The 1,324-nt window shown below is 70.8% G+C and carries 1 protein-coding gene; it reads left to right on the top strand.

Annotated elements, in window-relative coordinates; translation table 11 throughout:
• Nucleotides 1-166 precede the first annotated feature (166 nt).
• A partial coding sequence (gene istA, locus ACQRCA_RS08415; protein WP_427719887.1) for an IS21 family transposase occupies nucleotides 167-1,324 on the top strand: 1,158 nt, incomplete at its 3' end.

The raw sequence follows: 1,324 nt of genomic DNA, 5'->3' as shown, positions 1-1,324 counted from the left end.
GTTGATGTTCACTAAGAAGTGGTCCGAGTGATCACTGGGAAATGAGCACCGTGAGCACGAAAAATTGAGCAGTTTAAGCAAGAGGGCCGCGCCCCGGGGACCGGGGACGCGGCCCTCGCCGTATGGTTTCCCCGGGCGGTTACTTTGGCGAGCCCGCCCGGGAAGGATGGAGGAGATGACCGTGCCCCTGGACACAGTGAATGATATACGGTCGATGGATGCCGCCGGGCGCTCGAGGTCCGAGATCGCCCGAATGCTCCACGTGAGCCGGAACACCGTGGCGAAGTACGCCGACATGGAGGACATGTCGCCCGCCGCGCCGATGCCCCGGAGGAGGGGCAGGCCCGCGCTCGAGGGCAACGAGGAATGGGTCGCGGGCGTTCTCGAGGCCGACCTCGGGGCCCCGAGGAAGCAGCGCCACACCGCCAGGCGGATCTACGACAGGCTCGTCGCCGAGCGCGGCTACGGCGGCTCGTACTCCACCGTGCAGAGGTTCGTCCGCGAGCTCAGGCTCGCCCGGGCGGCGGCGGGCGGAGAGGGGTACCTCGAGCTCGAGTGGGCGCCCGGCACCTGCCAGGTCGATTTCGGGAACTTCCGCGCCGCGGTCGGCGGGAGGACCCTCGACCTCAAGCTGCTGGTCGCGACGCTCCCGCACTCGAACGACCGGCAGTGCGTCGCCCTCATGTCGCAGAGGTCGGAGTGCCTGTGCGCCGGGCTGCTCGAGATCTTCCGCCGCTGGGGCCGCGCCCCGGCTGCGATGGTGCTCGACAACGCCACCGAGGCGGGCAGGATGGTACGCGGCGAGGTCACGGAATCGAGGCTGTTCTCGCAGTTCAGGGCCCACTACCGCTTCGAGAGCCGGTACTGCAACCCCTATTCGGGAAACGAGAAGGGCTCCGTCGAGAACGCCGTGGGGTTCCTCCGGCGCAACCTCCTCGTCCCCGTGCCGGCGTTCGGCACGCTCCCCGAGCTCAACGCGTTCCTCGCCGAGGGATGCGCGAGGATCAACGCGGCGGCGCGCTGCCGCGACGGCAGGCCGCACGGGGAGGCCTACCGGGAGGACCTCGCCGCCATGCGCGCCCTTCCCGGTGTGGAGTTCGACGCGGTGAGGTGGGTCACCGCCCGCGCCGACAAGCGCGGCTACGTCGAGGCCGACGGGCGCGAGTACGTCGCCGGGCCCGCCTGGCACGGGCGGAGCCTGCTCGTCGGCATGCGCGCGACGACGGTGGAGATCCTCGCCGACCGCGGCCGCCGGGTCGCCGTCCTCCCCAGGGCCTTCGGGGAGGGCCCCGCGGTCCGGAACCCCCTCTCGCTCGTGCCCGCC

It is taken from the genome of Collinsella sp. SGI.095 (assembly GCF_050314535.1).
GTDB lineage: Bacteria > Actinomycetota > Coriobacteriia > Coriobacteriales > Coriobacteriaceae > Collinsella.
Note: the sequence above shows the minus strand (reverse complement) of the source record. Positions and strands in the feature narration are given on the sequence as shown.